The sequence below is a fragment of the uncultured Ellagibacter sp. genome (genome assembly GCF_934643285.1).
In the GTDB taxonomy this organism is placed as follows: domain Bacteria; phylum Actinomycetota; class Coriobacteriia; order Coriobacteriales; family Eggerthellaceae; genus Ellagibacter.
This window is the reverse complement of sequence record NZ_CAKUBT010000010.1, coordinates 72,912-79,585: the sequence shown is the minus strand read 5'-3', so window position 1 is coordinate 79,585 and position 6,674 is coordinate 72,912. Positions and strand designations below refer to the sequence as shown.

Sequence of the window (6,674 nt, the reverse complement as noted above, 5' to 3'; positions counted from 1 at the left end):
GGCAGCGTGAAGCACCTCACCTTCTTGGGCGACTCCTCGCAGTTCGGGCGCCTCGACAAGGAGATGCTCGGAAAGGCTGTGCAGGAAGCGCTCGTGGACGCAGGGCTTGCGGATACGAGCGCTGAGGACGCGCAGCCCACTAAGACTGAGCGCGCGAACGCCACATCCGCCGACGCTGCGTCCGCGGATACGCAGGAAAACGAATAGGAGCATCATGTCATCTTCGCAGTTCGCACCGCTGGTTTCCGTCATCATCCCCATCTACAACGCAGGACCCTACCTCGATCAGGCGCTCGAGAGCGTCGAAGGGCAAACGTACAAGAACCTGGAAATTATCTGTCTGAATGACGGCTCCACCGACAACTCGCTTGACATCATGCGCGCCCATGCCGCGCGCGACGAACGCATCGTGGTGATCGACAAGCACAACCAAGGCTACGGTGCCACCTGCAACCGCGGGCTCGACGAGTCGCACGGTGAGTGGATTTCCATTCTCGAACCCGACGACTGGATCGAGAGCGGCATGTACTCCGACCTGCTTGCGCTCGCGCGCATGTACCCCGAGCCGATCGACATCGTGAAGTCGGGCTACTGGCGCATCTGGATGCCCGACACGCCCAAGCAGCGCAAGATGAACTGCAGCTACCACGGGCGCATCAACCCGCCCACCCAGCCGTTCGCCATCAAGGACGCGGCGCATCTGCTGTGCCACCACCCATCCATCTGGTCGGCGATCTATCGCAAGCAGTATCTGCTTGACAAGGGCATTCGCTTCCGCGAGATTCCCGGCGCGGGCTGGGCGGACAACCCGTTCCTCATCGAGACGCTTTGCCAGACCGACCGCATCCTCTACACCGACAAGGAGTACTACTGCTATCGCGAGGAGACGCCGGAGAAGTCCGAGGCGTTCGCGAAGCGCAGCACGCTTCTGCCGCTCGAGCGCTGGAACGACATGATGGACATCCTCGAGAAGCTCGGCGTGACCGACGAGCGCATCCTGCGCGCGCACAACAGCCGCGGCTTCACGTATCTCTCGGGCATCCTGGAAGTCGTCGGGCTCGACGGCGAGGGCGTGCGCGAGGCGGCGACCCACATGTTCGAGCGCATGAACGCCGACCTGGTGTTTTCCGATCGCGAGATTTCCCCTGGCTGCAAGCGTCTGTTCGCCGACCTCCGCGGCCTGGAATGCCCGCGCATCGACAAGCTCGCCTACGTGCGCGGGCTTATGGGGCAGGGATTCTACAACCTGAAGAACACCGGAGTCGCGAACACATTCTTCGCGACCATCAACTACTTCAAGAAGCACCGTGCCCGCGAGGCCAACGAGTAGGCAGCAAGCTCCGTCGCAAGGTAACGCGACGAGAAGCCGCTAAGCGAGCAATGCCCGCAACCTCCCCTGGTTGCGGGCATTTTTTAGCGATTCTTCGTGAAGTGGTAGGTGGGGACGGCCTCTTCGAGAATCTTGATTGCCCGCTCATCGGTGTCGTGGATTGCCTCTTGCAGCTCGCCGAGCTTCTGCGCTACCTGCTCGTGGCTGATTTCCTGGCCTTGCGAGATCATGATCGAGTGGTTGGACGTGGGAAGCGTGTTCTCCTCGTCCATCAGCAGCTCCTCGTACATCTTCTCGCCGTCGCGCAGACCGGTGTAGACGATGCCCACATGCGCACCCGACAGGCGGATGAGGTTCTTCGCCAGATCCGCGATCTTCACCGGCTCGCCCATGTCGAGCACGAAAATCTCGCCGCCCTTCGCCATGCCGCCCGCCTGGATGACAAGCTGCACCGCCTCGGGAATGGTCATGAAGAAGCGCTCGATGTCGGGATGCGTCACCGTCACGGGGCCGCCTTCCGCAATCTGCTTCTTGAACAGGGGAATCACGCTGCCATTGCTGCCGAGCACATTGCCGAAGCGCACCGCCGCGAACACGGTTTTCGACGTGCGCGCATAGTACTGCATGATCATCTCGCCCATGCGCTTGGTGGCGCCCATGACCGAAGTGGGGTTCACGGCCTTGTCGGTCGAGATGAACGTGAAGTGCTCCACGCCGAAAGCGTCCGCCGCGCGCACCACGTTCAAGGTGCCGAAGACGTTGTTCTCGATGGCCTCGCGCGGGCATACCTCCATGAGCGGCACGTGCTTGTGGGCGGCCGCGTGAAAGACGACCGCCGGGCGATACTTCTCGAACACCTCGTTCACGCGCGCCTCGTTGCAGATGCTGCCGATCTCAATGTCGATCGCGATGTCGTCGTAGGAGCGAAGCAGTTCCTGGCGAAGCATGTAGGCGTCGTTCTCGCAGATGTCGAAGATGACGATGCGGCGCGGCGCGACCTTCGCCAGCTGACGGCACAGCTCACTGCCGATCGAGCCGCCGCCACCCGTGACGAGCACAGTCTCGCCCGCTACATACGCATACGCGATGCGCATGTCGAGCTGCACTTCCTCGCGCCCTAAAAGGTCGGTCACGTCGACGTCGCGCAGGGCAACATCGCCCAGCTCGTCGATGCGCAGGTCGCGGATGTTGGGCAGCGTCTTGAGCACGCACTCGGTTTTCGTGCACACTTTGTAGATGCGCTTGCGCTCGGCAGGGGTCGACGAGGGAATGGCAACGACGATCTGCTGGATATCGTACTTGCGCACGAGCTCCTCGATGTCGTCGGTTGAACCTTCCACCTTCACGCCATGAATGCGCATGCCCCGCTTGGCCGGGTCGTCATCGGTCGCGACGATAGGAATACCCGGCATGTTCGGGTCCTTCGTGGCCATACGATTGATGGTAAGCGAGCCGGTCTCGCCCGCACCGACGACGAGCGTTCGCAGGCGGTCGACGTTGTTGCCCGAGAATGCGCGCTTCTTGCGCCGCTTGATGCGCCACAGAAGGCGGTAGCCACCCATGAGGAACACGAGCAGAATCGACGCACCGATGAACACGCGAATGGGAAGCCTCACGTTGATAACCCACAAGAACACAGCTCCCACCAGGGTTGATATGACAACGGAAAGCACAATCTGCAGCGCCTCGTCAACGCTCGCGTATTCCCATAAATTGTTGTACAGGCGAAACGCGCCCATGATCACGATGTTCACCACGGCGAGGATTCCCAAGATGAAGAAAATCTCGTTGCTGGTGAACACCTCGTCGTAGACGTTGGTCAGAAGCGATGCCAGCCAATAGGCCACGTACGTGGCGATGATGTCCAGAATCAACAGAGGCGCCGTGCGCTTCGCTATGTGCAAATCCATGCGTGCCCTCGCTCGGGTTTAACGGCACCGCGGCCGCTGATATACAACCCTATGATTGTATACGATTGCGAGAACGACCGACCGCATTGCAGAAACACTGCACGGATGGGGCTGCGCGCGACGCGTCGCTCATGTCGAGACGGTGGTGGGACGAGGCGGCGCGACAGCCCTACCCCACCGACTTCGTCGCTACGAGAGAAACCCCCGTGCCGCACACGTTCTCGCAGATGACATCGCCCAATGCGATGGGGACGCACAGAGAGAGCCCCGCCGCCACGCGGGCGACATCCCCCGCAAGCGCCTTGGGCACCGGCGCGCTCGTCCGATAGCTCACCGGCTCCAGGCATCCCCGAGCGCAGACGGTGCCGCACACGGTGCGGACCGGGTTAGTTGCCTCGGTCTGGGCGTACTTCTTCCCACGGCCGCACGAGTTGCCCTCGACGCTCGTAACCTCGCCGTTCTCGGCGAACCCGACGTTCATGACGCACCCCATCGGGCACTGGATGCAGGTGATCCTCCGGCTCATCGTGCGCCCCCTTCCGCGGCGGGCACTTGCCGCCCGGCAAACCCGCTTACCGCCGACACGACGATGCGCGAACACTCGGCCAAGCTCTCCGCATCGACCTTCATGCGCCGCATCTCGGCGGGAACCGCCACCATATCGCGAGCCCGCGCAAGCACCTCGCCCGCACCCGCGTCATCGCACGAGCGAACCTCGAACCGCACACCCTCGATAACATCGGATACGCGGAAGGAAAGCGTCACCGGCTCTTCCGCATCACGGGAAATTACCTGGGGCACGACGTAGCGCACGCCTTTTCCGGCTACCACTTCGATGGACGACTCGCCCGGCACGCCCTTCGTGCGCGTTGCGGCCGACGTGTCGCCACGCGCGAAGGCGGCCGCAGAAGCCCCCGCCCGCTCGCCTTCCTCGGACGCGAAGTCCGCCAAATCGTGCACGTGCAGGGCATTTCCGCAGGCGAATACCCCAGGCACGCTCGTTGCCAAGCACTCGTCGACGACGGCGCCCCCCGTTATCGGCGAGAGCGTCACCCCGGCCGTTTTCGCAACCTCGTTTTCAGGAATGAGTCCGCACGAAAGCACCAGCGTGTCGCAGGGGATGCGCTCCTCGGTGCCCTCGATGGGGCGCCGCGTCGCAGGATCGACGTCCGCCACAACGACGGCTCGAAGGCGCGTCTCGCCCTCGAGCCGCACCACCGTGCGCGACAGGTGCAACGGGATGCCGAAGTCGTCGAGGCATTGCACGATGTTGCGGCGCAATCCCGAGGAAAACGGCATGATCTCGTACACGCCGAGCACCCTGATTCCCGAAAGCGACATGCGGCGCGCCATGATAAGCCCAATGTCGCCCGAACCGAGCACCACCGCAGTCGATCCGGGGACAAGCCCCTGTAAGTTCATGAAATTCTGCGCGCAGCCCGCCGTGTAGACCCCCGAGGGACGCGCCCCCGCGATGCCGAGCGCCCCCAGCCCACGCTCGCGGCTTCCCGTCGCCAAAACCACGGCTTTCGCGTGGAGGAAAAGTTCGGCACCGAATCGTGTGCCGACGACGAGCTTTCCTGCGCCCTCGTCGTCGATGCGCAGCACTGATACGCCGTATTCGCAGGTCACACCCACATCGATGACGGCCTGATCCTCTTGCGCCGCATATTCGGGGCCGGTAAGCTCGGCCTTCATACGGTGCAGGCCGAAGCCGTTGTGCACGCACTGCTTGAGCACGCCGCCCGGGCGCTCCTCGCGATCGACCATGGCCACGCGAGCCGCGCCCGCACGCCGCGCGCTCGCAGCCGCCGCCATGCCCGCCGCGCCGCCGCCGATGACGACCACGTCGAAGCTGTCCTCAATCCGCGCGGGCGCACCCAGCTCGCTTCGCCGCACGTCCGACGCCGCATGTCGCGCATCCGCTTCCTCAGGAGCCTCACCTTTGGAGGGGCTCCCGCCCGCGCGCACGAGCTCGACGTAGTCGGCGCGGGCGGATGCGATCATCCTCGACCCCGCAAGCCGCTTGTCGATCGCGTCGGGCGCGCAACCCAGCTCGCGCGACATGATTTCCACAAGTTCAGGCGAGCAAAAGCCGCCGTGGCAGCGCCCCATCGTAGCGCCCGTGCGCCACTTGATCGCGTCGAGCGAGAGCACGGGAAGGGGGCCATGCAGCGCGCGCACCACTTCCGCCTCGGTCACCTCGCAGCAGCGGCAGACCACATGCCCGAACGCCGGATTGCTCGCGATAGCACGTTCGCGCTGCTCGTCGGTCATGGCCGTGAAGGGAAGTTGCGGCGCGCGGCGCGGATTAAACGACGGATTGCCGCCCGCCCCCAAGCGAGCCGCAACCTGAGAGGCGATGAAGGTCGCCACCGCAGGAGCAGACGTCAGGCCAGGCGATTCGAAGCAGGCGATGTTGAAGAACCCGGGCGCATCCGCCGCCTCGCCGATGACGAAGTCGCCCGATTCGCCCGCCGCGCGCAGCCCCGCGAAGTTCGTGATAGCGCCGCGGGGAGAAGCCGCAGGCCAGGTGCGGCGCGCGCGTTCGACGATGTCGGCAAGCCCCTCCTGTGTCGTCGAAAGGTCGGTCTTGGATGCCTGGGAAACCGAGTTCGGGCCGATGAGCATGTTGCCGTGAATTGTGGGCGTGACGAGCACTCCCTTGCCGAGCGGGCCGGGCACCTGAAACATCGTGTGCTCGAACGTGGTGGCGTATTCGGTGTCGTAGAGATAGTACTCGCCCCGGCGCGGCGTGATGGAGAAGCGCTTCCCCGAGACCATGTTGTTCATCTCGTCAGCGAAAAGTCCCGCCGCATTCACGACCGCCCGCGCGGAGAAACGCTCCCCCGCGACCTCAATGATGAAGCCACCGCCTACGCGAACGATGCGCTCCACGCGATGATTGAACAGGAACCTCACGCCGTTGCCGCACGCGTTCTCGGCCGCCGCGAAGGCGAAGCCATAGGGATCGACGATGCCGCCCGTCGGTGCCACGAGCGCGCAGGCGACCTCGGGCGAGACGTTCGGCTCCATCTCGCGCGCCCGATTCCCCGACACGATGCGCACGCCCTCAACCCCGTTCGCGTCGGCGCGGCGGACAAGCTCCTCGAGCTTCAAACGACCCTCGGCGTCGAAAGCGAGCACCATCGACCCGTTGCGACGAAACTGCACGCCAAGCTCGTCGCACCAGCGCGGATACGCCTTCGAGCCCTCGACGTTGAAGCGCGCCTTGAGCGTACCGGGCGCGGGGTCGAAGCCCGCATGCACGATAGCGGAGTTCGCCCGGGTCGCACCGCAGGCAATGTCGTTTCCCGCCTCGAGCACACAGATGGACAGGTCGTAGCTCGCAAGCTCGCGGGCCGCCGTGCACCCAGCAATGCCAGCTCCGACGACCACCACATCGAAGGAACAAGCCTTCCCTTCCTGCATAC

General features: G+C 64.1%; 5 protein-coding genes. 2 read left to right on the top strand and 3 right to left on the bottom strand.

What is annotated here, in order from left to right:
* Window positions 1-207: hypothetical protein (locus Q0I65_RS06395; protein ID WP_296061335.1), on the top strand; the 207-nt coding region annotated here is incomplete at its 5' end.
* Window positions 208-214: 7 nt separating this feature from the next.
* The gene (locus tag Q0I65_RS06390) at window positions 215-1,330 is read left to right on the top strand and encodes a glycosyltransferase (RefSeq protein WP_296061333.1); all 1,116 of its coding nucleotides are present in this window, start codon (window positions 215-217) and stop codon (window positions 1,328-1,330) included.
* Window positions 1,331-1,413: 83 nt separating this feature from the next.
* Here the strand turns inward: Q0I65_RS06390 and Q0I65_RS06385 are convergent, their stop codons facing one another.
* From Q0I65_RS06385 to Q0I65_RS06375, 3 genes are all read right to left on the bottom strand, one after another.
* Window positions 1,414-3,240 carry a nucleoside-diphosphate sugar epimerase/dehydratase gene (locus Q0I65_RS06385; protein ID WP_296061331.1) on the bottom strand — a complete coding sequence of 609 codons (1,827 nt, stop codon included), beginning with the start codon at window positions 3,238-3,240 and terminating at the stop codon, window positions 1,414-1,416.
* Between the two features lie 169 nt (window positions 3,241-3,409).
* Window positions 3,410-3,766 (bottom strand): DUF1667 domain-containing protein, encoded by a 357-nt coding sequence (locus Q0I65_RS06380; RefSeq protein ID WP_296061330.1) that lies wholly within the window; start codon window positions 3,764-3,766, stop codon window positions 3,410-3,412.
* On the bottom strand, window positions 3,763-6,672 hold the full coding sequence (locus Q0I65_RS06375; protein ID WP_296061328.1) for an FAD-dependent oxidoreductase: 2,910 nt from the start codon (window positions 6,670-6,672) through the stop codon (window positions 3,763-3,765). The genes Q0I65_RS06380 and Q0I65_RS06375 overlap by 4 nt, the downstream gene beginning before the upstream one ends.
* Window positions 6,673-6,674 lie beyond the last annotated feature (2 nt).